Source organism: Halorubrum lacusprofundi ATCC 49239 (genome assembly GCF_000022205.1).
GTDB lineage: Archaea > Halobacteriota > Halobacteria > Halobacteriales > Haloferacaceae > Halorubrum > Halorubrum lacusprofundi.
Window position 1 is genome coordinate 2010820 of sequence record NC_012029.1, and the last position, 23754, is coordinate 2034573.

Sequence of the window (23754 nt, forward strand, 5' to 3'; positions counted from 1 at the left end):
TGGCGGGTGGCGGAGTGGTGTGAGGACAGGATGACGGGCGGCAGGTGTCGGACGGCGGGCTCCCGCGATCGCTTGCGTCCGTTTATAAGCGCGTCCCGCCAAACGCTCACCCATGCAGACCCACATCGTGCCGGTCGGCTTCGATTACGACCGCATGATCGCCCCGCTCATCCGGGACCAGTTCGACGTCGACCGGGTGATCCTCTTGGAGGGGACGGTCGGCAGCGAGGCCAACGTCGAGTACTCGCGCAACATCGCGCGCAAGCTCGAACAGGACTTTCGGAACCTGCTCGGCGCCGAGACCGTTCGGGAGCAACTGGACGACGTGTACGACTACGACGCCGCCTTCGAGCGCGCCTTCGATCTGATAAATGCGGAACTCGATCGGGACGAGGGAGTCGATGATTCCGACGAGCGCGAAGTGTGGGTGAACCTCTGTTCGATGCCGCGGCCCGTCTCCTTCGCGTTCGCGACCGCGGCCCACTCGATCATGGTCGAGCGGCAGGACGACCGCGACCGCATCCACACCTACTACACCGCCCCGGAGAAGTACTTAGAGACCGAACTCGCCGAGGAGCTCCGGGCGAACCGCGACCTCCTGCGGGAGTTGGTCGAGGACGACGCGGTAGCCGACGATCGCGTCGGCGACGACCGCATCGCCGAACAGCTTGCCACCACCACCGACCTGCTCGCGGAGTTCGACGAGCGCGGCACCACCATCGGCGCGAAGCGCATCGGGGACAGCCACGTGATCGAGCTTCCGGTCGCCTCCTTCCAGAACGTCAAGCCGTTCGAGGAGCTCGTGTTGTTCACCCTCGGCGAGCACGGCGAGTTCGAGTCGGTCTCCGAACTGGCCGAGACGCTCGCCGCCGACCTCAACGAGCAGTACACCGACTCGTTCCGCTCGAAGGTGATATACAACGTCGATCGGCTCGGCCCCGGGGGCAAGGGGTACATCGAGCGCGAAGAACACGGGAAGTCCTACCGAACCACTCTCTCGCGGATCGGCGAACTGTGGGTCCGGGCGCACGCCGGCGAGGATCGGGAGTTGGCGTAGGACGTGTCGGATCTCGGAAGGGCGGTTAGCTGTTTATAAGTGGCTTCTGGCAGTGGATCGACGGCGAAGGCCTCCAAAGCCCCAACCGCTCGGCGATACGTGATCGACGACTCCGCGGTGAACAGCTTCAAAGCCCCAGCCGCGAGGACGAAGGCGGCCCCTTTGAGTCCCACCCGACCGCACAGCACCGCGGCCTCACGCCTCCCCAGCCTCGTCGCTCGCTTCGCTCGCGACTCCCTCGCGCGTGCTCCTCGGCCGCGAGGCAGCCTCGGCGGCACGCGCCACCGCGACTGATTTATCAGTGCCGTGACCGGCCCGTTTTTATTCGTGGGACGGGGAGACACACGCGATGAATCCGGCGCGGGACCCCGACGCGACAGACCGCGACGCCGCCGACCTCGACGACGACTTCGGCTTCGCCGAGCCGGCGACCGACCAGTCGTTCGAGAACGCGCTCGCGAAGGCCCGCGACGGCGACCGCCTCTCAATCGACGACGCGACCGAACTGCTCGCGACCGGCACGGACACCGAGGGGGTCGACCCCGTCCGCAAAGAGCGGGTCCTCGAACTCGCCGACCGCCGGCGCCATGAGGAGGTCGGCGACGAGATCACGTTCGTCGCCAACCTCAACAACAACGTCACGACCGCCTGCAACACGGGCTGTCTGTTCTGCAACTTCAAGGACTCGGCGCACGCCTTCGAGGCCGACAGCGACGCCGACCACGTTGGCTTCACGAAGACGCCCGCCGAGTCCCGCGCGATCGTCGAAGACGCCCTCGACATGGGCGTCTACGAGGTGTGCTCGGTGTCCGGGCTCCACCCCGCGCTCGCGCTGAACGAGGAGCACCACGAGATCCTTCAATCCTACGACGACCCGGAAAGCGAGGTGAACTACAAACCGCCCGAGGAGTACGCCACGGATCCGGGCACCTACGTCGAGCAGATCGAGGCGATGTCGGTCGGCGGGATCCACCTGCACTCGATGACGCCCGAGGAGGCGTACCACGCCGCCCGCGGCACCGACTGGGACTACGAGACGGTCTACCGCGAACTCGCTGCGGCCGGACTCGACTCCGCTCCCGGCACCGCCGCGGAGATCCTCGTCGACGAGGTCCGCGACGTGATCTGCCCCGGGAAGATCCGCACCGACGACTGGGTCGCGGCCATGGAGGGCGCGATGGCGGCCGGCCTCGATGTCACCTCAACGATGATGTACGGTCACGTCGAGACGGTCGAACACCGCGCGAAACACCTCGGAGTGATCCGCGATCTACAGGACCGCACCGGCCGGATTACGGAGTTCGTCCCCCTCTCCTTTATCCACCAGAACACGCCCCTCTACCGCCACGGCGTTGTCGACTCCGGCCCCTCTCACGACGAGGACGAACTCGTGGTGGCGGTCGCGCGCCTCTTCTTGGACAACGTCGATCACGTGCAGGCCTCGTGGGTGAAGTCGGGCGACGCGCACGGACTGAAACTGCTCAACTGCGGCGCCGACGACTTCATGGGCACCATCCTCTCCGAGGAGATCACCAAACGCGCCGGCGGCGAGTACGGGGAGTTCCGCTCGTTCGACGACTACGTCGACATGATCACGGCGATCGGCCGCACGCCGGTCGAGCGCTCGACCGACTACCGCACCCGCCGGCGGATCGATCCCGACGACAATCCTCACGGACCGCGGCTCGGTCCTCGCGCCGACGGCACGCCGATGCTCTCGGACTCGTCGTCCGGCGGGTCCGGTAAGTCTGGCGCGTCTGGCGCGTCCGACGGGGAGTCGTCGGGCGCCGACGACTGAGCGCGGAACCGCGAGAAGAAGCGACGCCTACCGCCCGAGGTCCGCGTGCGCGGAGGAGAGGTGTCTGGAGCCGAGCGCCGCGAGCAGCGAGAGCTCGCCGGCGAGCGCGCCCACCGCGATCGCCTCCGCGAGCGCGTCGCCGTTGCTCCCGGCGGGGTCGCCGCCGCCGCGGACGCCGAGGATGTCCAGCCCTGCCGCCTGCGTCGGGAGCCCCGTCCCGCCGCCGACGGTCCCGACCTCGAGGCTCGCGAGCGACACGGAGAGGTACAGGTCGCCCTCGGGCGTCGTCTCCGCGGTCGTGATCGCGTTCGCCCCCTCGACGACCTGGGCCTCGTCCTGCCCGGTCGCGAGGAACATCGCCGCGACCGCGTTGGCGACGTGGGCGTTGAAGCCGAGCCCGCCCGCCTTCGCGGAGCCGACGAGGTTCTTCCGGGTGTTGATCTCCGCGATCGACTCCGGCGTCGTGTGGAGCCGCTCCTCGACGACCTCGCGGGGAACCTCCACGTCGGCGGCCACGGAGCGTCCGCGCCCCTCGACCGCGTTGATCGCGGCCGGCTTCTTGTCCGAACAGAGGTTCCCCGAGAGCGCGACGAGCGAGGCGTCCGTTTCGGCCTCGATCTCGTCGCAGGCCTCGCGGGTCGCGATGGTGACCATGTTCATCCCCATCGCGTCTTTCGTGTCGTAGCGGAACCGCAGGTAGACGTTGTTACCGACGACGTAGGGCGTCACGTCGAGCAGCTCGCCGTGGCTCGTCGTCGACTCGGCCGCCTCTCGAAGAACCCCCTCGTTGTCGCGGACCCACGAGACGAGCGCCTCCGCCTCGGCCACGTCGGCCACGCGGAAGATCGGCGCTCGGGTCATCCCGCTCTTCGTCACGCGCGCGGTCGCCCCGCCGGCGTCGTTGACGACAGAGCAGCCGCGGTTGATGGATGCGACGAGCGCGCCCTCCGTGGTCGCCATCGGGAGGTAGCGCTCGCCCGAGAGCGCGCCGCCGTCGACCGCGACGGGGCCGGCGACGCCCATCGGCACCTGCACCGCGCCGACCATGTTCTCGATGTTCGACCCGTGGGCGTCGGCCGCGTCGAACGCGTACTCGCCGAGCGCGTCGACGTCGGCGTCAGCAGTCTCGCTAACGAGGCGACGCCGGGCGGCCGCAGCGGTGTTGGCGTCGGCGTGCGCTTCGAGTTCGTGGAAGCGAATCTCGCCCTCGCTGACGCGGTCGGCGAGCGACGCGGGTGTGGGTTCGGTCATGGCCGGGGTTCCTCGCGGCGCGCGCTAATGACTATCGGTTTTGCAGGCGCTTCGGGGGCCGCGGGCTATCCTCAGAACTTCCCGACTACCGCCCGACGATCCCGGAGAGCCGCTCGCGGAGCGACTCGCCGCCGAGCTTGAGGTAGTAGGCGTCGCCACCGTCCTCGTAGTAGTCGTCGATCCGGCGGACGACCTCGAAGCCGAGGTGTTCGTAGAAGCCGAGCGCCCCGGTGTTGGTCGTGCGGGCGTGGCAGGTGACTGATCGGTGTTCCTGGGCCACGTCGGCGATGAGGCGCTCGGCGTGACCGCGCCCCCGGTGATCGGGGTGGACAGCCAGAAAGAGGATGTAGCCGTCGCGGCGCACGGAGGCGAACGCGACGATCTCGTCGTTCTCGACCAGTAGGTGCGTCGTGGACCGACGGTAGGCGTCGACGAAGAACCCCCGCCGCTGTCGGAGGACGCCCTCCTCGGATCGGATCCGCTCTTTGAGCTCCCACGCCTCGGCGACGTGGTCGGTCTCGCCGGGCGGTTCCGTCCGCTTCTCCACGTTGACGCTCACTGCACGTGGCTAACACGCCAGCGGGATATAACTCCACCGCCACCGGGGACGGTTGCGCTCGGCGGGCGAGGGGACGCAAGTCGAGCGAACGGTCCCGAGTGCTGCGACCCAACGACGGAAAGGTTTTGTTGCGCTCGGTCGTGGGTGTGCGGTAATGGACCCGCCGCCAACGGGCCGGAAGCGGCTCCGTCACGCGTTCCTCGCTGGCGTCTCCGTCACCGCCCCCTCTGCCATCACTCTCGCGGCGCTCGGCGTGGTGTTTAACGCGGTTTATGACCACCTGCACGCATTCTCGTCGGAGATCCTCCCGGTGTTGCAACCGGTGACGCTCCCGGTCGGCCGCGAGATCGCCACCGAGATCGATATCCCTCCGAGCGATAGAGGTGACGACTGATGAGCTACACCCTCCGCGAGCACACGGCCGACATCGCGGTCGAGGCGACCGCGCCCACCCTCGCGGCGCTGTTCGAGTCGGTCGGCGACGGCCTCACCGCCGCGAGCTGCGAGACGATCGCCGAGGGCGGGGATCGGTTCGAGTTCACCGTGACCGCCGAAAGCCGCGAGGCGCTCCTCTTCGACTACCTCGACCAGCTGATCTACGAACGCGACGTGCGGCTCGTCCTCCCCGCCGATCACCGGTGTACGATCGCGGAATCTGATGATCCCGAATCTGATGACTCCGAATCGAACGACGAAGCGATGTGGACGGTCGAGGTAACGGCCCGCGGCGTCCCCCTCGACGCCGTCGCCGCCCGGGAGATCAAGGCTGTCACCTACTCCGAGATGGTCCTCGATCGTCGGGGCGGCGAGTGGTACGCGTACGTCGTTTTCGACGTGTGACGAGCGTACACGTCCGAAAAACGAATGCTCGTGGAAACCATTATCACCGAAGAGACCCTTGTTGGCACATGTCACAGTCTGGTTGGGACGACACAGATGCGGGAGCCGAAACGGGTGCGGACGGTCCTGCGGAACGGGAACCGAGCGGGACAGAAGAGCGGCAACCGGAGGCGACTGCAAGGGGGAGCCCCGAGGCGGTCGGCCGACACTGGCTTGCGGGCGCCGTAAGTGGGCTGATCGCCGGCGTGGCCATGGGTATCGTGTTGCACGGAGCGTTGGGGCTCATGCCGACGATCGGCGCCCTGATCGGCATCGAAACGGTCATCGCCGGCTGGGCGGTCCACCTGTTCAACAGCGCGGCGTTCGGGACGCTGTTCGTCGCCATCTTCGATCGCGCGTTCTTCGACGACCTGCGCACGGACGTCGGGGGCTATCTCTCGCTCGGCGTCATCCACTCGGCGCTGCTCGGCATGATCACCGGCGGACTGCTGTTGCCGGTCGCACTCGCGATCGAGGGCGCGACCTCGCTGCCGGTGCCGACGCTCCCGGTACCGGGGCTCACGGCGACCCTCGAGTTCGGCGCGGTCATCGCCGTCGCACACCTGCTGTACGGGCTCGTACTCGGGCGGATCTTCGCCGCGTTCACGCTCGTCGACGCCGAGATCGGATGGCTGCCGATCGACCCGGTCGACCGGTAGCGGTCGCGGGGATACCCGCCCGAACCTGCGCTCGCTGACGCAACGCCCTTGCCCCCCCGCGACGAACGCCGGGTATGACCACGCGCGAGTTCGACGGGATCCGACTGGAGAAAGTGCGGGAGCACGTCTGGGAGATCCCCCGCGAGGGCGACATGAACGTCCCCGCGCGGGTGCTCGCCAGCGAGAGCCTGCTAGCGGAGATCGGCGAGGACAAAACCCTCCAACAGCTAAAAAACGCCACGCACCTGCCCGGAATGGTCGAGCCCGCCCTCTGTATGCCCGACGGCCATCAGGGGTACGGGTTCCCGGTCGGCGGCGTCGGCGCGATCGACGCCCGAACCGGCTGTATCTCGCCCGGAGCGGTCGGCTATGACATAAATTGCGGCGTCAGAATGGTGAAAACTAATCTTACCTACGACGACGTGCGCGGCCGCGAGCCGGAACTCGTCAACGCGCTTTTCGAGGCGATCCCCTCCGGGCTCGGCGGCGGCGGCGTCATCGAGGGCGACGCCGACGCGATCGAGGGCGCCCTAGAACGGGGCGTCGAGTGGGCCGTCGAAGAGGGGTACGGAATCGAAAGCGACCTCGCGCGCTGTGAGGACGAGGGGCGACGGCCCGACGCCCGCCCCGAGTACGTCTCCCAGAAGGCGATGGACCGAGGACGCAACCAGATGGGGTCGCTCGGCTCGGGGAACCACTTCCTCGAGGTGCAGCGCGTCACGGACGTGTTCCGCGAGGAGGTCGCCGACGAGTACGGGCTCGAAGAAGACGGAATCGTCGTGTTGATCCACTGCGGGAGCCGCGGACTCGGCCACCAGACTTGCAACGACTACCTCCGGCAGATCGAGAAGAAACACGGCGACCTGCTCGCCGAGCTGCCCGACAAAGAGCTCGCGGCCGCGCCCGCCGGCTCCGAGCTGGCAGACGAGTACTACGGTGCGATGGGCGCGTGCATCAACTTCGCATGGGTGAACCGCCAGCTGATCACCCACCAAGCCCGCAAAACGTTCGGCGAGGTGTTCGACGCCGACCCGATCGAGGACCTCGAGATGGAACTGCTGTACGACGTGGCACACAACATCGCCAAGAAGGAGACCCACGAGGTCGGCGTCGACGCCGACGGACTGCCCGCGGTCGGCGACGAGGCGGTCGACCGTGCGGATCGGGAGCTGTACGTCCACCGCAAGGGCGCGACCCGCGCGTTCCCGGCCGGCCACGAGGACGTACCCGAAGTCTACCGCGACGTGGGCCAGCCCGTGATCATCCCCGGCAGCATGGGCGCCGGGTCGTACGTGCTCCGCGGCGGCGACGAGTCGATGGGCGTCTCCTTCGGCTCCACCGCCCACGGCGCCGGCCGGCTGATGAGCCGGACGCAGGCGAAACAGGAGTTCTGGGGCGAGGACGTGCAAGACGACCTCGAAGACGGCCAGCAGATCTACGTGAAAGCGCGGTCCGGCGCTACCATCGCCGAGGAGGCGCCGGGCGTGTACAAGGACATCGACGAGGTGATCCGCGTCAGCGACGAACTCGGCATCGGCGACAAGGTCGCGCGGACGTTCCCCGTCTGTAACATCAAGGGGTGACGGGCCGCCGACGACGATTTCCTCCGTCTCCCACTCCTTATCACCCATACCGCGCCCACTCCGCGTCGAGATGTCGAGCCACTCGCGGGACGCCGACGGGCAACGGGAGCTAACCAGACGGTCGGTCCTCGGCGGGGTCGCCGCCGCCGCGGGCGCAGCGATCACCGGAGCCGGAACGCTCGTCGCATCCAGCCGGCCAGCGGCCGCGATCGACGGTGACCCCGCGGCCTTCGAGGCGGGCGACGCTCCGACGGTCACCAGCAACGACGGACGGATCGAGTCCGTCTACCTCTCACCGACACTGAACGTGTCGTGGACCGACTTCTCCGAGCGCGTCGAGCGCGTGACGCTCACGCTCGCCGTGGGGAGCGATGCCGGCGTCGACAAGGTGTACCGGGAGACCCTCACGGCGGCCGATCCCGGGGCGACGCCCGGCGATGTCGCGTCGGTCGGCGGCTCCGATGGCGCACAGTCTGAAGCGCCGCCCGATTTCGACACGATCGACGGCAGCCTCACCGTGCGGTTCGAGCGCGCTGACGCAACTGCCCGGGGCGACGCGGTGACGAGCGAGACGCTCTCCGCGACTGATCTATCCGGCGGCGAGACGGACACGACGACGCTGGACGTAGTATTCCGCGCGGATGTCGCCGGCGGCGGCGACGAAGCGACCGTCGTGCGCACGACGACCGTCGACCTGACCGTCGAAAATCCAGCGGGCGATGCGACGGCAGGTGGATCGGTCGGGGTCGACGCCGCCTGAGAAGCGACGCCGCCTGAGAAGTGGCACCACCTGACGGAACGACGCCGACTCCCCCGCCCGGTCAGCGCTCCCGCTTCGCCTCCCGACCGAGGTGTTCTTCGACGGCCTCGACCTTCCGCGCGGCGGTCGTGTCCTCGGTCCGCTTGTCGTCGATTTTTAAGACCGTGGAGACGCGGTCGCCGTCGACGGCGTCGTGAGCGGCCGCGGCCGCCGCGAACAGCGTCTCGGCGTCGTCGGCCTCGATCACGGTTCCCATCGGGTTCGTCTCGTAGCTCACGTCGAAGTCGTCGAGCGCGGCGACGGCCTTCGCGACCTCGCCGGACATACTCCCCTCGATCACCGGTGCGACACTCAACAGCGCGATGGCGGTCATACCTGTGTGTCCGGCCTGCGAACACTTAAAAACGGAGCGCGGCGCGGCGGCCTCGTCGCTTGTCGCCGCCCGCCCCTCAGTCGAGCGCGTCCCGCAAGAAGGAAAGCTGATGACCAACTGCCGGCTCGAAGTCCTCGCCGAACGGGGAGAAGTGGTCCGCGGGCATGGTGACGACGGTCCCGCGCGACAGCGTCTCGCCCGCGTCGACGACCGCCTCGCTGTCGACGATGGCGTCGTGGGTGCCGGCCAGAAGCAGTGTCGGCGCTCGGATCTCGTCGAGCTGTTCGACCGGGCGATAGCTCGCCACCCGCAGCAGGGACCGCGCGGGCGTCTCGTTGCGCCACGTCGACTCCCGGTCGACCAGATCGAGGTACTTCCGCTTCGTCCCCGGCTCCGTGATCGCGGCCAACTCCTCGGTGGTACCAACGATCGGGACGGTCCGCCCGCGACCGACCCGGTGGCCGAGCAGGTCGCGGACGCCCGCGACCCCGGAGCGCGCGAGGTACTTCACGCCTCGGCGCCGGGCGATCGCTCGCCCGTCGAGCATCGGGACCGCGCCGATCACGGCGTCGACGTCGCGCCGCTCCGCCGCGAGCGTGAGGACGTGTGCAGCCGACAGCGACGCGCCCCAGAGGACCAGCTCGCGACCGATCGCGTCGACTCGTTGGACGCGGTCGATCGCGGCCGCGTAATCCGCGCGCTGGCCGGCGGGATCGACGACCTGCGAGTCGCCGTCTGAGGCCCCGAACTCGCGGTAATCGAAGAGGAACGCCGCGTAGCCGGCGTCGGCAAACCGCTCCGCCACCGCCGGGTAGCCGAAGCTCCGCTCCGCGCCGAGCCCCGGTGCCATCACGACGACTGGCGAGTCCTCATCGTCGCCGCCGGGGAGATACAGCGTGCCGCGACAGGTGTCGCCGTCGGCGTCGAACGCGAGCTCGCGGGTGGCGAACCGCTCGCGCGGCGGCCGGTCGAGCCGCCGCTGGGCACGGTTCACCGGGTCTCTGCGGGTCACGCTTCGTCTCCGAGTTGGGGCGGTTCATCCGTGTGTGTCAGCGTCTCCAGCACGCGCGTCGAGAACTCGGTCTCGCTGATCTCGTACGCGATCAGCTCCTCAAACCACGCCGCCTCCGCGTGCCACGTCCCGAGCACGTCTCCCGGGGAGCGGACCACGGTCCCCTCGACCCGAACGGGATCCCACGCGTCGGCCTTGGCACGGTCGATAAGCGCGTTGAGCGCGCGTCCGATCTCGCCGCGGTGCACCTCGCGGCCGGGAAACGCCGTCATGTACGTGAGCTCCAGCGGGTCGTGGCCCTCAACGGCCTCGACGCTGATCCCGTAGCTGCGGAGCGTCGGCTCCACCTCGGTCGTTCGTTCGTCGCCGGTCATACGCGATCCACGTCCGGGCGAGATAAATCGGTACCGGCGTCCGGGCGGCGGGGTCGCTCAATACGTGAGTAACGAGTCGTTCCGAAAGCCGCGGACGGGGGGAAAGGCCGCCACGATAGACGGCCGGGATCGGTTCTGTCAGAGGCACACGATTGTCCCGCGCGGCCGGCCAGTAGTACTCTGTGAAATTATATGAATTTATGGGACGGTTTCCGAACGGTGATCGGCCAAGCCGAAAACGGCTCGCTGCTCCCGATCGGCTCGTCGGATCCGGGCACCCTTTATCAGTGTCGCGTGACAGGATCCGGTATGCTCCGGGGGACGGTAACCGCATTAACGCGCTCGGCCGACGCAGCCGGCGTCCTCGTCGTCGGCGGCCTCCTGACGCTGCTGACATGGGTCGTCACCCCGATCTGGGTCGGTGGCGCGCTGCTTTTTCCCCCGCTCGTCCTGCTCGCGCCGCTGGCGCTCGCCCCCGCGTTCGTTGCTCGCGGCTACTTCGTTCGCGTCCTCACTGCCGGGATCGCAACCGGGAACGCCGACGGCGCACCACCCTTCGTCGCGTGGAACGAGCTCTACCGAAACGGCCTCAAGTCCGCGCTTTTGAGTGCCGTCCTCCTCGCGCCGCTCGTGCTTGGGGCCGCGCTCGCAGCGCTCGCGATCGGCGCTCTCGGGAACGGGCTCGTCGATCTCGCGTCCGTCGCCGAGCCGGTCCGAGCGGCCCTCGGAGGCGGGGGCGTGGCGGCCGTCGGCGCGGTCGCGGGCGGGCTCGTCGGGACGGTCGCCGCGGCGTATCTCCTCGCGTTCGCGTACGTCAGGCCGGCGGCGCTCGCGGCGTTCGCCGCGTCCGGACGCCTCCGCGACGGCCTTCACCCGCGCCGCGTCGGCCGTGTCGCTGGCTCCGGCACGTACGCCACCGCGTGGCTGGTGGCGGCCGCAACGCTGGGCGCTGGCTACACGCTGGCTGGCCCGTTCGTCCCGCTCGTAGTCGGCGTCGCGCTCGTCTTCGTCGTCCACGTCGCCGCGCACGGTCTGTACGGGCGGGGTGCGGCGACGGCGCTGGAAGTGGTCGATGCGGGCGACGAAGACGGAGTGACCGATCCGACCGCGGCGGAAGCGGTCCGCGTCGATCGATCGGACGGCCCCGAACGCCCCCCGACTCCCGAGGTGCCGCCGATGGTGCAGACGGGGCGGTCAGTTCCGCTCGGGAGGACAGGGGTCCGTGAGACAGGAGCCGGTGGGACGAGGGCTGGCAGGGCGCGCGTCGACGACTCGGTGCCCGACGGGCCCGGTGGCGCCGTTGGGGCCGACGGTGGATTCGACTGGAACGCGCCCGACGGGAAGTCGGTCGATCGGGATGGAGTCAGCCCTGACGACACCGCCAGCGGTGAGTTCGAGTGGGATGTCGACGTCGACGACCGAGAAGACAAGAATTGATACGCGGCCGGGGCGACGTTCGGGCATGCGCATCAGCGACCGGGGCTACGGCGAGGAGGGCCGGGAACGGCTCACCCTCGTCCCCGAGAACGTCGACGACCTCTGGCACCTCGCGCACGTCCTCGAACCCGGGGACCTCGTCGAGGGCGACACCACCCGCCGGATCCAGCGAAACGACGACCAGATGCGGGACACCGGCGGCCAGCGCGAACACCTCTTCGTGACGCTACAGGTCGACGAGGTGGAGTTCGCCCGGTTCGCCAACCGGCTGCGCGTGTCGGGCGTCATCGTCGGCTGCTCGCGTGAGGACCAGCTCAACGCCCACCACACGATCAACGTCGAGGAGCACGACGAGATAACGGTGGAAAAGCACTTCAAGCCGGACCAGACCGAGCGGCTGGAGGAGGCGACCGAGGCCGCCGAGAATCCCGACGTGGCCATCGCGACCGTCGAGGAGGGGGCCGCCTACGTCCACACGGTCCAGCAGTACGGCACCGAGGAGTACGCCTCGTTCACGAAGCCGACCGGGAAGGGCGACTACTCTCGGCCGCGCGAGGAGCTGTTCGCCGAACTGGGCGAGGCGCTCGCGCATCTCGACGCCGACGCGGTGATCCTCGCTGGTCCGGGGTTCACGAAGCAGGACGCGCTCGACTACATCACCGAGGAGTACCGCGATCTGGCCGATCGGATCACCACCGTCGACACCTCCGCCGCGGGCGATCGGGGCGTCCACGAGGTGCTCAAGCGCGGCGCGGTCGACGAGGTGCAGAAGGAGACCCGGATCTCCAAGGAGGCGACGCTCATCGACGACCTCACCGCCGAGATCGCGCAGGGCGCGAAGGCGACCTACGGCCCCGAGGATGTGGCCGAGGCCGCCGAGTTCGGCGCGATCGAGACCCTGCTCGTCGTCGACGACCGCCTCCGCACCGAGCGACAGGGCGAGGGCGACTGGTCGATCGACGTCAACGAGGTGATCGAGTCTGTCGAACAGCAGGGCGGCGACGTGGTCGTCTTCTCCTCGGAGTTCGCCCCCGGCGAACAGCTCTCGAACCTCGGTGGGATCGCCGCGATCTTGCGCTATCGACTGCAGTAGGGAGTACAGTTCCAGACGCCGCTTCGTCTGAAACGGCTGGTCGCTGAGAGGCTCGAAGTGATCACACGACTTCGAGAACTCAGCGTGAACACCACAGTTCAGAAATCGATGTTATCCTGCTGTTCCTGCACAAGTCGTTGACAGCCGACAACTAATGAGTCGGGGATACTGGCTGCCATCGAGTGGAGTGCGTCGAGAACCACTGCTACTTCATCGAACTGTGGGCCACGAGAGGCGACCAGCGGATCTGTCTCCCACGTAATGAAACCCATCTCCGCTAACATCGGCAGATGGGCGTGGTAGAGTTCGACACATAGCACATCTGGATCAGGCGGACAGTTAGGCATCGCGGCGCTTTCGGGTAAGGGAACCGGCTGATCCGGCGGAGCGTCCAAAAGAGAGACAAGAAGCTGACGGCGTGGTTCGGCCGAGAGCGATTTGAACACCGTATCCCAGTTCTCACTGACCTGTCCACCGTTTTCATAATTTTTCATTGTCATTTCATTGCCAGTAGTTCCTCCGTAGAGACATATAAATGTTAACGGAGTAACAACTGGGTAAACGTATTATTGGGGAGATCATGCGAATGAGTGACTATGCGCCGGCGACAGGGCGAGAGCGAAGCTCCCGCTTGCAACCGGCGCGCAGAGCCGGTGACGAGGCTTTGGCGGTGTTCGTCGTCGATCCGGCGTCAACCACTTATAAACGATCGACCAACACGGATACGAGTCTCCCGAAGCGACCCTGCCGCCAGTTCACTTCCCAGTAGTTCACTTCCCAGTAAGCGCCTCGCTCGCGGGCGCGAAGTCGATCGTCTGTCCCCGCCCGTCCTCGCTTGCTCGCTTATAAAGCATGTGCGCGGCCGCGACCGTCTCGATACCGGTCCCGCCCGAGTCGAAGACGGTCACCTCGTCGTCGCTCGTCCGGCCCGGATGCTCGCCGGCGACGACCTCGCCCAGATCGGCGGCGACGTGGTCCTCGTCGATCAGCCCCGCCTCGATCGCCGCGAGGAACGACCCGGCGTCCTGCGCCGCCCGCGCCCGGATATCGGGGACGTACGTCGCCCGCGCGATCAGCTCGGGCGGCAGCTCGTTCTTCTTCGGGTGATACTGCCCCATTGCCGTTACGTGGGTACCGGGCTCGACATCGGCGTCGTCGATCACGGGCTCGCTCGCGGTCGTCGCGGTGATCACCACGTCGGCGCCGTCAAGGGCCTCGCTCGCGCTCGCGACCGCCGACACGTCGGCGTCGAGCCGGTCGTCGAACTCCTCGGCGAACGCCTCGCGGTTCTCCGCGGTCGGGGAGAACACCCGAACGGCCTCGAAGTCGCGCACGGTCGCGGTCGTCGCGAGCTGGCCGCGGGCCTGCGCGCCGCTCCCGATCACGGCGATCTCGGTCGCGTCAGCGCGAGCGAGCGCGTCCACCGCGACCGCGCCCGCAGCACCCGTTTTAAACGGGTTCATCGACGCGCCGTCGAGTAGCGCGAGCGGCTCGCCCGACTCGGCGTCGAACAACGGCGTCATGAACCACGCGTCGCCCGCGCCGAAGCCGGCGGAGTAGGTGTACCCGCCCATCGCGCCGGTCTCCGGAAGCACCGCGGCGTAGGTGGTGAGCATTCCCGGCGGCTCGCGGTTGAGCAGTTTCGTCCGCGGCTCCGCGGGCGCGCCTTCGCCGATCTGGCGGTAGGCGTCGCGAACGACCGCGACGTAGTCGGCCGGTTCGGCGAGGTCGTCGACATCGGCGCTTGTCAGGAACAGGGTGTCGGTCATACCGACCCGGTCGGGCGCGAGGGACTAAACCGTACAGGGAATCGGGCGCGAACGAGGGGAGGAAAACGATGAGACGCAGAGACCGACGGCCTACCGGAACCGGAAGTACAGCGCGCGCCAGCCGCCGAGCACGACCGATCCGAGGACGAGCATGACCGCCGCGAACGTCAGGGCGGCGCTGCCGCGGAAGACGAAGTGGCGGAGCGCCAGCCCGACGACCGCGGCCGGGATCCACGACCGGATGGCCAGCGGAACCGACGACTTCGCGGTCTCGACCGCGCCGGCCGAGTACGCGCCGATCAGGGGCGCGACGAGGATCCACCCGATCAGGAACGGCGCGTACACTTCGAGCAGGTACAGGGGGTTCGCGGACAGGAACTCGACGGTGCTGTGGTTGAGTGCGCCGATCGTCAACAGCACGATCAGTGCGATCAGGTCGCCGATCGCGAGGGGTACGGCGTCGCGGTCGAGGCGTGTTGCGAGGAACGACGAGTCAGCCATATCAACTCGTCAGAGTCCCCCCCACTTTGTACGTACGGATTCGGTCCGTTGGCCGAAATCGGCCGGCGGCGACGAAGCCGTCAACTCCGCCGACCGCAGCAAACTCACTCGTACAGCGGGTGCTCGTCGCACAGCTCGACGACGCGCTCGCCGACCTCGTAGATCACGTCGTCGCTGTCTACGTTGTCGACGACGCGGTGGATGAGGTCGCCGACCTCCTCCATTACGTCCGCGTCGAAGCCGCGAGTGGTGACTCCGGCGGTCCCGACGCGAATCCCCGAGGGATTGAACGGCGAGCGGGTCTCGCCGGGGACCGTGTTCCCGTTAAGAACGATGTTCGCGGCCGCGAGCGCATCCGCGGCGTCGCCGCCGGGCAGGTCCGGGTGCGAGTCCCGGAGGTCGACTAACACGAGGTGGTTGTCGGTGCCGCCGGAGACGAGGGAGAACCCGTGGTCCTGCAGCGTCTCGGCGAGTACCTCGGCGTTGTCGACCACGTTCTGCGCGTACTCGTCGAACGAGGGATCGAGCGCCTCCTTGAACCCCACCGCCTTGCCGGCGATGTTGTGCATGAGCGGCCCGCCCTGCCCGCCGGGGAACACCGCCTTGTCGATGTCGTCCGCGAACTCCTCGTCGCACATCACGATCCCGCCGCGACCGGCCCGGATCGTCTTGTGCGTCGAGCCGGTGACGAAGTCGGCGACGCCGACCGGCGAGGGGTGGACGCCCGCGGCGACGAGCCCGGTGATGTGGGCGATGTCGGCGAGGTGGTAGGCGTCGACGGCGTCGGCGGCCGCCTGAATCTCCTCCCAGTCGACCGTGCGCGGATACGCGGAGTAGCCGGAGACGACGATGTCCGGCTCGAACTCCTCGGCGGCCTCGCGGAGCCCCTCGTAGTCGATGTAGCCGGTGTCGGCGTCGACCTCGTACTGCTCGACCTCGTAGATCTGCCCGGTGAAGTTCGCGGGGTGGCCGTGCGAGAGGTGGCCGCCGTGGTTCAGATCGAGCGAGAGGATCTTGTCGCCGGGATCGAGTACGGCGTAGTAGACCGCCTGGTTCGCCTGCGTTCCGGAGTGCGGCTGGACGTTGACGTGGTCGGCGCCCCACAGCTCTTTCGCGCGATCGATCGCGAGCGTCTCGACCTCGTCGGCGTACTCGCAGCCGGCGTAGTAGCGCTCGCCCGGATACCCCTCCGCGTACTTGTTCGTGAGGACGCTCCCCTGCGCCTCCAGTACCGCCTCACTGACGTGGTTCTCGCTGGCGATCATCGCGAGCGTCTGCTCCTGCCTGTCTCGCTCCCCGGCCAGCGCGTCGGCGACCTCGGGATCGACCTCCCGGACGTGCTCGTGGTCCATGTAGGAACCCCCGTTCGATCGCACATTAATCCTTGCGTCACGTCGGTGGTCCCGTATCTCACTTCGGCGACGATCGGTGCAAAGATCGAATCCGCCATTTTCGAGGGTTTCGACGGCTAAAGACACGTTGTTCACTCTCCGAATCCCGTTAATATTAAATACGCAACTGGCTTTTATCCGGAGAGATAAATGGTGTCGAATTTACTGGAGGCAGACGTCGAAAATGTCCTCGACGCGGCGTTCGCGGGGGACGATCAAGAGCTGTTCGTCGTCGACCCCTCTGCGGAGACGATAGTGTCGCTGGTCGAGGCGGCAATCGATCGCGACGACCTACCGGAGATGTCGATGCTCGTCGACGAACGGACGCTGAAGGATGTGATGGAGGACTTCCTCGTCGCGTCGAAGGCGGCCGACCTCGTCGCTGACGGTGTACTCGACCTCCGGCTGCTCGGCGAGACAGTCGACAACGCGCTGTTCGTCTCCCCGTCGCGAGTCGTCGTGCTCGTGAGCACCGACGACCGCGTCGCCGCGCTTGCCTCGGACGACGACGAGTTCGTCGCCGAGGTGTTCGAGACCCACAGCGACGCCTTCGCGGACGCCGAGACGTACGGTCTCCGAACCCCCGCGATCAGTCGCGTCCGGGAGACGATGGCAGCCGAGATCGGCGAGGCGACCCGCGAGGACTTCGACGCCGTGCTCGCCGCGATGGACTCCGCCCGTGGCGCCGACGGCGAGGTCGACGAAGTGACCGTCGCACTGCTCGTCGCCGCGAAGAACGACGTGCTCCTGTACGACATCTCGAAGTGGGGCGAGGACGTGGGGATCGCCTCGAAGGCGACGTTCTCCCGCACGAAGACCCGCCTCGAAGACCTCGGGATCATCGACACGGAGAAGGTCCCGATCGACGTCGGCCGCCCCCGCCTCCGGCTCAAGCTCGGCGACGAGCGCCTCAACGGCCTCGACGCCGCCGAGCTCGCCGCCGAAGTTGCGGAGATGATGGCCTAACCGGCCGAAGATCCGAAACCCGTTCTCGTCCGTCCCGCCCCGTTCTGTCCCGATACCGTCACCCGCGGCTTTTTTTCGGTCCTTCGCCTCGGAAGTGACATGGATATCGGACTTGTCGGTGACGGCCCCGCGGTCGAGGCCGTCTCGGCCGCGCTCGGCGACGTCGACGTGAACGTGATGCCCGTCGAAGTGGGGCTGCTCGACGGGTTCGACCTCGCGGTCGTGGTCGACACCGCCGGATCGGAGACGTTCGCCGCCGCCAACGAGCACCTGGACCGCTGGGTCGCAATCGAGGTCGGCGGACTCGGCGGCGTCCCCCTGGAGCCTGTCGACGCCGCGGTGACCGCCTTCGACGAGACCTGCTACGACTGCCTCCGGCGACGCGTCGCCAGCGGCGGAGCCGAGCCCGCCGACGCGCCGGCCGGCCGCCGGTCGGCCGTGCGCTACGCCGGCGCGCTGGCCGGGCGCCGCGTCATCCAACTGCTCGCCGGCGACCCGGTCGCCGACACGGTCGTCGAGGTACCGGGTGCCGAGCGCACCCTCCTCCCGGTTCCCGGCTGTGACTGCGGCGCCGACCCGGGCGACGCGCTGCCCCGCGAGCATCAGGAGCGATCGCTATCGGACGCGATCGACCGCGCGGAGCGGGCGGTCGATCCCCGAATTGGTCTGCTCTCGGAGGTGGGCGAACAGGAGTCGTTCCCCGTGCCGTACTACGTCGCGCGGGTCGCCGACACGACGCCCTTCTCCGACGCGCGGGCGGCCGAGTTCGGCGGCGGCGTCGACGCCGGGTGGGACGCCGCGTTCATGAAGGCGCTCGGCGAGGGGTTAGAGCGGTACGCCGCCGGAGTCTACCGCGGGGCGTCGTTCACGCGCGCGCCGGCCGCGAACGTCCCGAATCCCGTGGCGCCCGACGCGTTCGTCCGTCCCGAGAGCGCGGAGCCGTACGCCCGCGACGACCGACTTCCGTGGGTGACCGGCGAGCATCTCGGAACCGGGGAGGTCGCGAGTCTGCCGGCGGAGTTCGTCCACTTCCCGCCGCCGGAGAACCGGTATCGGCCCGCGATCACGACCGGGCTCGGCCTCGGAAACTCCGGACCGCACGCGGCGCTGTCGGGACTCTACGAGGCGATCGAGCGCGACGCGACGATGACAAGTTGGTACTCGACGGCCGACCCGCTCGGAATCGAGGTCGACGACGAGGGGTTCGCGGAACTGGAGAAACGCGCCCGCACCGAGTCGCTGTCGGTGACCCCGCTCCTCGTCACGACCGACATCGACGTGCCCGTCGTCGCGGTCGGCGTGCATCGCGAGGGCGACTGGCCCCGCTTCGCGGCGGGGTCGGGCGCCGACCTCGATCCCGCCGCCGCGGCCCGGAGCGCGCTCGCGGAGGCGCTCCAGAACTGGACCGAACTCCGGTCGATGGGTCCCGACGCGGCCGCAAAGCAGGGTGCGGCGATCGGTCGCCACGCCGACTTCCCGGCGGAGACGCGGGCGTTCTTCGACGCGGACGCGACGGTCCCCGCCGAATCGCTCGGCGAGCCGGAGCTGTCGGGAGGCGACGAGCTAGCCGCCGTCGTCGACCGCGCCGAGGCGGTCGGACTGGAGCCGTACGTCGCGCGGACGACGACCCGAGACCTCGCCGCGCTCGGCTTCGAGGCGGTCCGCGTGCTCGTTCCCGGCGCGCAGCCGCTGTTCACCGGCGACCCGTTCTTCGGCGACCGCGCCCGCGACGTGCCCCGATCGATGGGGTTCGAGCCCGACTTGGAGAAGGCGTACCACCCGTTCCCCTGAGACGGTCCAGCACGCTCCCGCGTTTGCCCCATCCCCCCGGTTTAAGCCGCTCCCAACCCCTCACTCGCCCATGGACGTACTCCCAGACGCGGACGTCGAGGCGGTGGAGGCGGTCGACGGCGTGTTCCTCACGCAGGGCGCCGCCGGCGACGAGACGAGCATCCAGCGGTTCGTCATCGACCCGGGCGCCGAAGTCCCCGAGCACGACCACCCCCACGAGCAGGTCGGCGTGATCACCGAGGGGACAATCACCTTCGTCGTCGACGGCGAGGACCGCGTGGTTGAAGCCGGAGACACGTATGTGATTCCGGGCAGCGAGCCGCACGCGGCGCGCAACGACGGCGACGAGGAAGTCGTCGGCTACGACATCTTCTCGCCGCCGCGGGCGAACCCGGACTGGCAGGAGTGAGTCGGGGGCGCGTCGTCGACGATGGATCGATGAGCGGGCGTCGGCGTAATTATTTATAAATAGATATGCGGTGGCGCGTGCCTCCGAGCGCCCTATGGGCGCGAGTAGGGAGAGACCGAAGGTCTCTCTGACAGCCGGCGGCGAAGCCGCCAGCGAGAGCACGCGCGAGGCTGGGGAGGGGTGAGGCTGCGGTTGCGGTGCGGGGCAGGGCTGGGACTCAAAGGGGTAGTCGCGAGTCGTCGCAGCTGGAGCTTTGGAAGCGGTCACCGACGATCCGTCGTTAACCGCTTATAAGCGATCGGCTGGGGATTTGAAGGCGTTCACCGTCGATCTGTAGCCAGCCATTTATAAACGATCACGCCGATCGCAACACGCCAATCCACGATCTGCATTCGGGGGCAATGCCCGCCACAGTCACGCACCCTTTATCAGTCCGTCCCGAACCACGACGCAACCATGGCACGCGTGAGCGCCGGGGCGCGGCTCCACTTCGGCTTCTGTAACCTCAGCCTCTCGCACGAGCGGCTGTACGGCGCCCTCGGGCTCGGGCTCGCGGAACCTCGCGTCGTCGTCGACGCGGAGCCAGATTCGGAGATAACCGTCGCTGTCGAGACGCCCACAACTGATTCAGCCACCCGCAACGACATCCGCGAGTACGCCACCACCGCCACCGACCTGCTCGGCGTCGATGGCGCCCAAATCACGGTCCACGAGACGCTCCCGCGCCACGCCGGACTCGGGAGCGGCACCCAGCTGGCCGCGGCGACGCTCGCAGCGGTCGCGGCCGCCCACGGGAAGGACCCCCGCGTCCGCGAGCGCGCCCCGGCGCTCGGCCGCGGCGGGCGCTCGGGCGTCGGCGTCGCGACCTTCGAGGCGGGCGGGTTCGTGCTCGACGCGGGCCACCCCACCGCACGGTTCACCACCGACCGCCCCGCCGACGGCGAGTGGACCGTGCCGCCGGTGGCCGCCCGCCACGCCGTCCCCGACGACTGGCGGTTCCTGCTCGTGCGCCCCGACGCCGACCCAGGCCGGAGCGGTGACGCCGAGGACGACGCGATGCGGACCGCGGTCGAGCGGGCGGAACCCGGGCTCGCAGACCGGATCGGCGGGATCGTCACCCGGCGCGTGCTCCCCGCGATCGCGACCGGGAACGCCGAGCGCTTCGGCGCCGCAGTCGCGGAGATCGGCCGGCTCAACGGTGCGTGGTACGCCGACGAACAGGGCGGGGTCTACCGCCCGCCGGTCGGCGACGTGGTCGCATCGCTGTCGGACGCCGCGGCCGTGTTCGGCGCCGGGCAGTCGTCGTGGGGGCCGACCGTATACGGAATCACGGACGCCGCGAACGCGACTGCGGCCGCGAGCGCGGGCGAGCGCGCCCTCGACGAGGCGGGCGTTGACGGGTCGGTCTCGGTCGTCGAGGCGGCCAACGGCGGGGCGCGGGTGACGGGGCGGGAGTGAGGCGAGCGGGGACCGCGAACGAGCAACAACACTAAGGGGAGCGGCGTTCCCATACGGGACATGCCGAGTCTTCCGTTCGGCGTCGCCCGGCTCGACTCGATCCTCGAGGGCGGGGCGCCGCCGGGGAACGTCGTGTTGCTCGCGGGCGAGTCCGGCGCCGGCGCGCGCGAGTTCCTGTACACCAGCGCGGCGATGAACGCCCTCGGACACGCCGACGCGGAGCTGTTCGACCTTTACTACGGCGACCTCCCCGCCGACGCGGCACTCCCGGATGAGGTTCACTACCTCTCTTTTACCGCCGACACGGGCGCACTCACCCGCGAGATGGGATACACGATGGCCGACGAGATCGTCGACGCCGCGATCGACGGGATCGAGTTCCGGGACCTCTCGCCGGAGTATTTCCAGCTCAGCCCGATCCCGCGCGACTGGTACGAAGACGAGACGGCGTCGATCACGGAGCTGGGCGACCGCGGCGAGTACGAGGACGTGCTCACCGCGTTCGGCGACTACCTGTCGGCACACGCCGACGACAGCCTCGTCTGTATCGACTCCGTGACCGATCTCGTCTCGATGGTCGACGACGACACCGAGTGGAGCGACGTGGCGATGGTGATGAAGGGGCTCAAGAAGGCGGCCTACGAGTGGGGCGGGCTCACCCTCGTGTTGGTGAACACCGACTCGATCACCGACCGCGAGTTCGGCGCGCTGATGGACGCGGCGGGCGGCACCCTCCAGTTCACGTGGGAGAGCGGCGGCTCGCAGCGCGCCAGAACAATGTTCGTCCGCGAGTTCCGCGGCGTGCTCTCCCGGCTGGAGTCCGAGAACATCGTCCGCTTCGAGACCGAGATCCACGAGGGCGGCTTCGACATCAGCGACGTGCGCAAGATCCGGTGAGCGGCCCCCGAGTATCGATCCGGAGAATGACGCGACAGATTACTTAAGTCTGCTCCCTAAACGGAGCGTAGATGACGAGGGACCCTCGATGAGTGACCTCGATCCGACCGACGCGGGCGACAGCGCCGCGGCGGCCGCCGAGGCTACCGACGCCGAGGTTGCGGAGGCCGCGGAAGCCGCGGTCGAGGCCGCCGCCGGTGAGGCCGACGTCGACCGCGAGGAACTCCTCAAACGCGCCATCGTCGCGCTCGCGGACTCTGAGGGGATCGACGTCCCGGACGCCGAAGAGGTGGCGGCGATCGAGTCGCGGCTCGACGACCTCGACGCCGAAGTCGACGAGAAGGTCGAGGACCTCCGAGAGCGCTTCGTGGAGCTGTACCGCGATCTGGAGTCGAAGGCGCCCGCCGACCACGCCCACGAGGAGACGGCCGAGCGGCTGGACGCGATCGCGGCCGACCTCGACGCAGTCGCCGATCGTCTCGACGAACTGGAGGCCGAGGCGGCCGCGACGGCGACCGTCGGCGAGGCGGTCGAGGAGACGATCGACGCCCTCGACAATCGGATCGCTCGCGTCGAGTCCCGGACCGACGATATCGACGAGCTGGACGCCCGGACCGAGGGGCTCGACGACCTCGAAGCCCGAGTGAACGATCTGGAGGCGCTCGACGCCCGCGTCGACGACCTCGACGAGATCGAAGAGAAGCTCTCGCGGGTCGCGAGCGCGGTCGTCAGAGTTCGCCGGCGGCTGGAGGCGGCTGAGCGCGACCGCTCCGACCGCGAACGCCTCGACGCCCTGACCGCCGCCGCGAACCGCGAGGGGATCCGAAAGGCCAACTGCACTGACTGCCGCGAAACCGTCGACATCGGGCTGTTAACGACGCCGGAGTGCCCCCACTGCGGCCGCCGGTTCGCGAAGCTAGAGCCGAACCCCGGCTTCCTCGGTACCTCGCGGCTGGTCGTCGAAGACCGCCCGGTGCTCGACGGCGACGTGAGCGAGACCCCACCCGGCGCCGCGAGCAGTGCGGGCGACGGATCGGGAGCCGAGGACGGAAGCAGCGTGAGCACCCGTGACGCCGATGGAGGCGGTCGACTGTGACCGAGGACGAGGCGGACGCGGTCGAAGACCAGACGGACACGGTCGAAGACGAGGCGGACGTGCTGTTCGACGACGAGTCGGTCGACGATACCGACGTGGTCGACGATATCGACGATCCGTTCGCCCAGTTGGACGAGGACGCGCCCGACTCTCGTTCCGCCGCGGATGCGAGTCGGGCGGGAGCAAACGACCCCTTCGATGAACTCGGCCCGGCAACGGGCGAGACCGACGCGGCCCTCGACGAGGCATTCGAGCGGATGGACGTCGGCGACCTTACGGAGGAGGACATCTGGAAATCGCTCGACGAGGACGCAGAGGGTGGGTTCGGCTCGGTCGGCGAGTTCGGCGGCGCGGTTTCGGAGACGAACACGACAGGGTCCGATCCCGGAGGGAGGGTCGGCGCCGGAGAAAGATTCGCCGACGCCGGCGTCGAGCGCGTAATCTCGAAGCGGACGTACTGCCAGCAGTGTCCACACTTCTCGGCACCGCCGGCAGTCGCTTGTGGTCACGAGGGAACGACTATCGTCGAGTCGGTCGGGTTCGACGAGTTCCGGGTTCGGAACTGTCCGATGGTCGACGACGACGACCCGACATTCGACGCGACTCGCGGAGAATAAGAACAGTACGACAATCTGACAAGA

Annotated in this window: 25 protein-coding genes; 16 read left to right on the forward strand and 9 right to left on the reverse strand. The window is 68.5% G+C overall.

What is annotated here, in order from left to right; all coding sequences use genetic code 11:
• Positions 1 to 112: 112 nt before the first annotated feature.
• Positions 113 to 1057, forward strand: a complete 945-nt coding sequence (locus HLAC_RS10030; protein WP_015910720.1) for an HFX_2341 family transcriptional regulator — start codon at positions 113 to 115, stop codon at positions 1055 to 1057.
• 349 nt (positions 1058 to 1406) lie between these two features.
• Positions 1407 to 2855 carry a 7,8-didemethyl-8-hydroxy-5-deazariboflavin synthase subunit CofH gene (gene cofH / locus HLAC_RS10035; RefSeq protein ID WP_015910721.1) on the forward strand — a complete coding sequence of 483 codons (1449 nt, stop codon included), beginning with the start codon at positions 1407 to 1409 and terminating at the stop codon, positions 2853 to 2855.
• A 27-nt stretch (positions 2856 to 2882) separates the two neighbouring features.
• Here cofH and hmgA read toward each other — a convergent pair whose 3' ends face one another.
• Both hmgA and HLAC_RS10045 read right to left on the reverse strand, forming a co-directional pair.
• Positions 2883 to 4106: a hydroxymethylglutaryl-CoA reductase (NADPH) gene (hmgA, locus tag HLAC_RS10040; protein ID WP_015910722.1), complete on the reverse strand. Its 1224-nt coding sequence runs from the start codon at positions 4104 to 4106 to the stop codon at positions 2883 to 2885.
• Positions 4107 to 4191: 85 nt separating this feature from the next.
• Entirely contained in the window at positions 4192 to 4665 is a 474-nt protein-coding gene (locus HLAC_RS10045; RefSeq protein WP_015910723.1) for a GNAT family N-acetyltransferase, read from the reverse strand.
• Positions 4666 to 4819: 154 nt separating this feature from the next.
• Here HLAC_RS10045 and HLAC_RS10050 point away from each other — a divergent pair, with 154 nt between their 5' ends.
• The 5 genes from HLAC_RS10050 (at position 4820) to HLAC_RS10070 (ending at position 8546) form a co-directional block, all read left to right on the forward strand.
• Complete coding sequence (locus HLAC_RS10050; RefSeq protein WP_015910724.1) at positions 4820 to 5059, forward strand: DUF502 domain-containing protein; 240 nt, start codon at positions 4820 to 4822, stop codon at positions 5057 to 5059.
• Entirely contained in the window at positions 5059 to 5505 is a 447-nt protein-coding gene (locus HLAC_RS10055; RefSeq protein WP_015910725.1) for an archease, read from the forward strand. Before HLAC_RS10050 ends, HLAC_RS10055 begins: the two co-directional genes overlap by 1 nt.
• A gap of 68 nt (positions 5506 to 5573) precedes the next feature.
• Positions 5574 to 6203 (forward strand): hypothetical protein, encoded by a 630-nt coding sequence (locus HLAC_RS10060; protein ID WP_015910726.1) that lies wholly within the window; start codon positions 5574 to 5576, stop codon positions 6201 to 6203.
• A 74-nt stretch (positions 6204 to 6277) separates the two neighbouring features.
• Positions 6278 to 7786 carry an RtcB family protein gene (locus HLAC_RS10065; RefSeq protein ID WP_015910727.1) on the forward strand — a complete coding sequence of 503 codons (1509 nt, stop codon included), beginning with the start codon at positions 6278 to 6280 and terminating at the stop codon, positions 7784 to 7786.
• 70 nt (positions 7787 to 7856) lie between these two features.
• Positions 7857 to 8546 (forward strand): hypothetical protein, encoded by a 690-nt coding sequence (locus tag HLAC_RS10070; protein ID WP_015910728.1) that lies wholly within the window; start codon positions 7857 to 7859, stop codon positions 8544 to 8546.
• A 61-nt stretch (positions 8547 to 8607) separates the two neighbouring features.
• Here the strand turns inward: HLAC_RS10070 and HLAC_RS10075 are convergent, their stop codons facing one another.
• From HLAC_RS10075 to HLAC_RS10085, 3 genes are all read right to left on the reverse strand, one after another.
• A complete protein-coding gene (locus HLAC_RS10075; RefSeq protein WP_015910729.1) occupies positions 8608 to 8919 on the reverse strand; it encodes an MTH1187 family thiamine-binding protein in 312 nt (103 codons plus the stop codon).
• Positions 8920 to 8995: 76 nt separating this feature from the next.
• Positions 8996 to 9931 (reverse strand): alpha/beta hydrolase, encoded by a 936-nt coding sequence (locus HLAC_RS10080; RefSeq protein WP_015910730.1) that lies wholly within the window; start codon positions 9929 to 9931, stop codon positions 8996 to 8998.
• The gene (locus HLAC_RS10085; protein ID WP_015910731.1) at positions 9928 to 10305 is read right to left on the reverse strand and encodes a DUF8159 domain-containing protein; all 378 of its coding nucleotides are present in this window, start codon (positions 10303 to 10305) and stop codon (positions 9928 to 9930) included. The genes HLAC_RS10080 and HLAC_RS10085 overlap by 4 nt, the downstream gene beginning before the upstream one ends.
• 309 nt (positions 10306 to 10614) lie before the next feature.
• Here HLAC_RS10085 and HLAC_RS10090 point away from each other — a divergent pair, with 309 nt between their 5' ends.
• A complete protein-coding gene (locus HLAC_RS10090) occupies positions 10615 to 11742 on the forward strand; it encodes a DUF4013 domain-containing protein (protein ID WP_049933729.1) in 1128 nt (375 codons plus the stop codon).
• Between the two features lie 25 nt (positions 11743 to 11767).
• Entirely contained in the window at positions 11768 to 12835 is a 1068-nt protein-coding gene (locus tag HLAC_RS10095; protein WP_015910733.1) for an mRNA surveillance protein pelota, read from the forward strand.
• A gap of 98 nt (positions 12836 to 12933) precedes the next feature.
• Here the strand turns inward: HLAC_RS10095 and HLAC_RS10100 are convergent, their stop codons facing one another.
• From HLAC_RS10100 to glyA, 4 genes are all read right to left on the reverse strand, one after another.
• Positions 12934 to 13335, reverse strand: coding sequence for a hypothetical protein (locus tag HLAC_RS10100; protein ID WP_015910734.1), 402 nt, complete (start codon positions 13333 to 13335; stop codon positions 12934 to 12936).
• Between the two features lie 270 nt (positions 13336 to 13605).
• On the reverse strand, positions 13606 to 14604 hold the full coding sequence (locus tag HLAC_RS10105; RefSeq protein WP_015910735.1) for an ornithine cyclodeaminase family protein: 999 nt from the start codon (positions 14602 to 14604) through the stop codon (positions 13606 to 13608).
• A gap of 90 nt (positions 14605 to 14694) precedes the next feature.
• Positions 14695 to 15105: a DUF3054 domain-containing protein gene (locus HLAC_RS10110; protein ID WP_015910736.1), complete on the reverse strand. Its 411-nt coding sequence runs from the start codon at positions 15103 to 15105 to the stop codon at positions 14695 to 14697.
• A gap of 104 nt (positions 15106 to 15209) precedes the next feature.
• Positions 15210 to 16457 (reverse strand): serine hydroxymethyltransferase, encoded by a 1248-nt coding sequence (gene glyA, locus HLAC_RS10115; protein ID WP_015910737.1) that lies wholly within the window; start codon positions 16455 to 16457, stop codon positions 15210 to 15212.
• Between the two features lie 189 nt (positions 16458 to 16646).
• Between glyA and tbsP the strand changes: the two genes are divergently transcribed.
• The 7 genes from tbsP to HLAC_RS10150 all read left to right on the forward strand — a co-directional run bounded on the left by tbsP (position 16647) and on the right by HLAC_RS10150 (position 23730).
• The gene (tbsP, locus tag HLAC_RS10120; protein WP_015910738.1) at positions 16647 to 17462 is read left to right on the forward strand and encodes a transcriptional regulator TbsP; all 816 of its coding nucleotides are present in this window, start codon (positions 16647 to 16649) and stop codon (positions 17460 to 17462) included.
• 99 nt (positions 17463 to 17561) lie between these two features.
• Positions 17562 to 19253 (forward strand): YcaO-like family protein, encoded by a 1692-nt coding sequence (locus HLAC_RS10125; RefSeq protein WP_015910739.1) that lies wholly within the window; start codon positions 17562 to 17564, stop codon positions 19251 to 19253.
• A gap of 70 nt (positions 19254 to 19323) precedes the next feature.
• Positions 19324 to 19662 (forward strand): cupin domain-containing protein, encoded by a 339-nt coding sequence (locus HLAC_RS10130; RefSeq protein WP_015910740.1) that lies wholly within the window; start codon positions 19324 to 19326, stop codon positions 19660 to 19662.
• A 456-nt stretch (positions 19663 to 20118) separates the two neighbouring features.
• The gene (locus tag HLAC_RS10135) at positions 20119 to 21120 is read left to right on the forward strand and encodes a beta-ribofuranosylaminobenzene 5'-phosphate synthase family protein (RefSeq protein WP_015910741.1); all 1002 of its coding nucleotides are present in this window, start codon (positions 20119 to 20121) and stop codon (positions 21118 to 21120) included.
• Between the two features lie 60 nt (positions 21121 to 21180).
• Positions 21181 to 22017, forward strand: a complete 837-nt coding sequence (locus HLAC_RS10140; RefSeq protein ID WP_015910742.1) for an RAD55 family ATPase — start codon at positions 21181 to 21183, stop codon at positions 22015 to 22017.
• Between the two features lie 88 nt (positions 22018 to 22105).
• A complete protein-coding gene (locus HLAC_RS10145) occupies positions 22106 to 23113 on the forward strand; it encodes a hypothetical protein (RefSeq protein ID WP_015910743.1) in 1008 nt (335 codons plus the stop codon).
• Positions 23110 to 23730: a DUF8135 domain-containing protein gene (locus tag HLAC_RS10150; protein WP_015910744.1), complete on the forward strand. Its 621-nt coding sequence runs from the start codon at positions 23110 to 23112 to the stop codon at positions 23728 to 23730. Before HLAC_RS10145 ends, HLAC_RS10150 begins: the two co-directional genes overlap by 4 nt.
• The last annotated feature ends 24 nt before the right edge of the window (positions 23731 to 23754 follow it).

Coding starts and splice junctions, on each gene's coding strand:
- HLAC_RS10030 (WP_015910720.1), top strand. CDS start 113: ATGCAGACCCACATCGTGCCGGTCGGCTTCGATTACGACCGCATGATC.
- cofH (WP_015910721.1), top strand. CDS start 1,407: ATGAATCCGGCGCGGGACCCCGACGCGACAGACCGCGACGCCGCCGAC.
- hmgA (WP_015910722.1), bottom strand. CDS start 4,106: ATGACCGAACCCACACCCGCGTCGCTCGCCGACCGCGTCAGCGAGGGC.
- HLAC_RS10050 (WP_015910724.1), top strand. CDS start 4,820: ATGGACCCGCCGCCAACGGGCCGGAAGCGGCTCCGTCACGCGTTCCTC.
- HLAC_RS10055 (WP_015910725.1), top strand. CDS start 5,059: ATGAGCTACACCCTCCGCGAGCACACGGCCGACATCGCGGTCGAGGCG.
- HLAC_RS10060 (WP_015910726.1), top strand. CDS start 5,574: ATGTCACAGTCTGGTTGGGACGACACAGATGCGGGAGCCGAAACGGGT.
- HLAC_RS10065 (WP_015910727.1), top strand. CDS start 6,278: ATGACCACGCGCGAGTTCGACGGGATCCGACTGGAGAAAGTGCGGGAG.
- HLAC_RS10070 (WP_015910728.1), top strand. CDS start 7,857: ATGTCGAGCCACTCGCGGGACGCCGACGGGCAACGGGAGCTAACCAGA.
- HLAC_RS10075 (WP_015910729.1), bottom strand. CDS start 8,919: ATGACCGCCATCGCGCTGTTGAGTGTCGCACCGGTGATCGAGGGGAGT.
- HLAC_RS10085 (WP_015910731.1), bottom strand. CDS start 10,305: ATGACCGGCGACGAACGAACGACCGAGGTGGAGCCGACGCTCCGCAGC.
- HLAC_RS10090 (WP_049933729.1), top strand. CDS start 10,615: ATGCTCCGGGGGACGGTAACCGCATTAACGCGCTCGGCCGACGCAGCC.
- HLAC_RS10095 (WP_015910733.1), top strand. CDS start 11,768: ATGCGCATCAGCGACCGGGGCTACGGCGAGGAGGGCCGGGAACGGCTC.
- HLAC_RS10100 (WP_015910734.1), bottom strand. CDS start 13,335: ATGACAATGAAAAATTATGAAAACGGTGGACAGGTCAGTGAGAACTGG.
- HLAC_RS10105 (WP_015910735.1), bottom strand. CDS start 14,604: ATGACCGACACCCTGTTCCTGACAAGCGCCGATGTCGACGACCTCGCC.
- HLAC_RS10110 (WP_015910736.1), bottom strand. CDS start 15,105: ATGGCTGACTCGTCGTTCCTCGCAACACGCCTCGACCGCGACGCCGTA.
- glyA (WP_015910737.1), bottom strand. CDS start 16,457: ATGGACCACGAGCACGTCCGGGAGGTCGATCCCGAGGTCGCCGACGCG.
- tbsP (WP_015910738.1), top strand. CDS start 16,647: ATGGTGTCGAATTTACTGGAGGCAGACGTCGAAAATGTCCTCGACGCG.
- HLAC_RS10125 (WP_015910739.1), top strand. CDS start 17,562: ATGGATATCGGACTTGTCGGTGACGGCCCCGCGGTCGAGGCCGTCTCG.
- HLAC_RS10130 (WP_015910740.1), top strand. CDS start 19,324: ATGGACGTACTCCCAGACGCGGACGTCGAGGCGGTGGAGGCGGTCGAC.
- HLAC_RS10135 (WP_015910741.1), top strand. CDS start 20,119: ATGGCACGCGTGAGCGCCGGGGCGCGGCTCCACTTCGGCTTCTGTAAC.
- HLAC_RS10140 (WP_015910742.1), top strand. CDS start 21,181: ATGCCGAGTCTTCCGTTCGGCGTCGCCCGGCTCGACTCGATCCTCGAG.
- HLAC_RS10145 (WP_015910743.1), top strand. CDS start 22,106: ATGAGTGACCTCGATCCGACCGACGCGGGCGACAGCGCCGCGGCGGCC.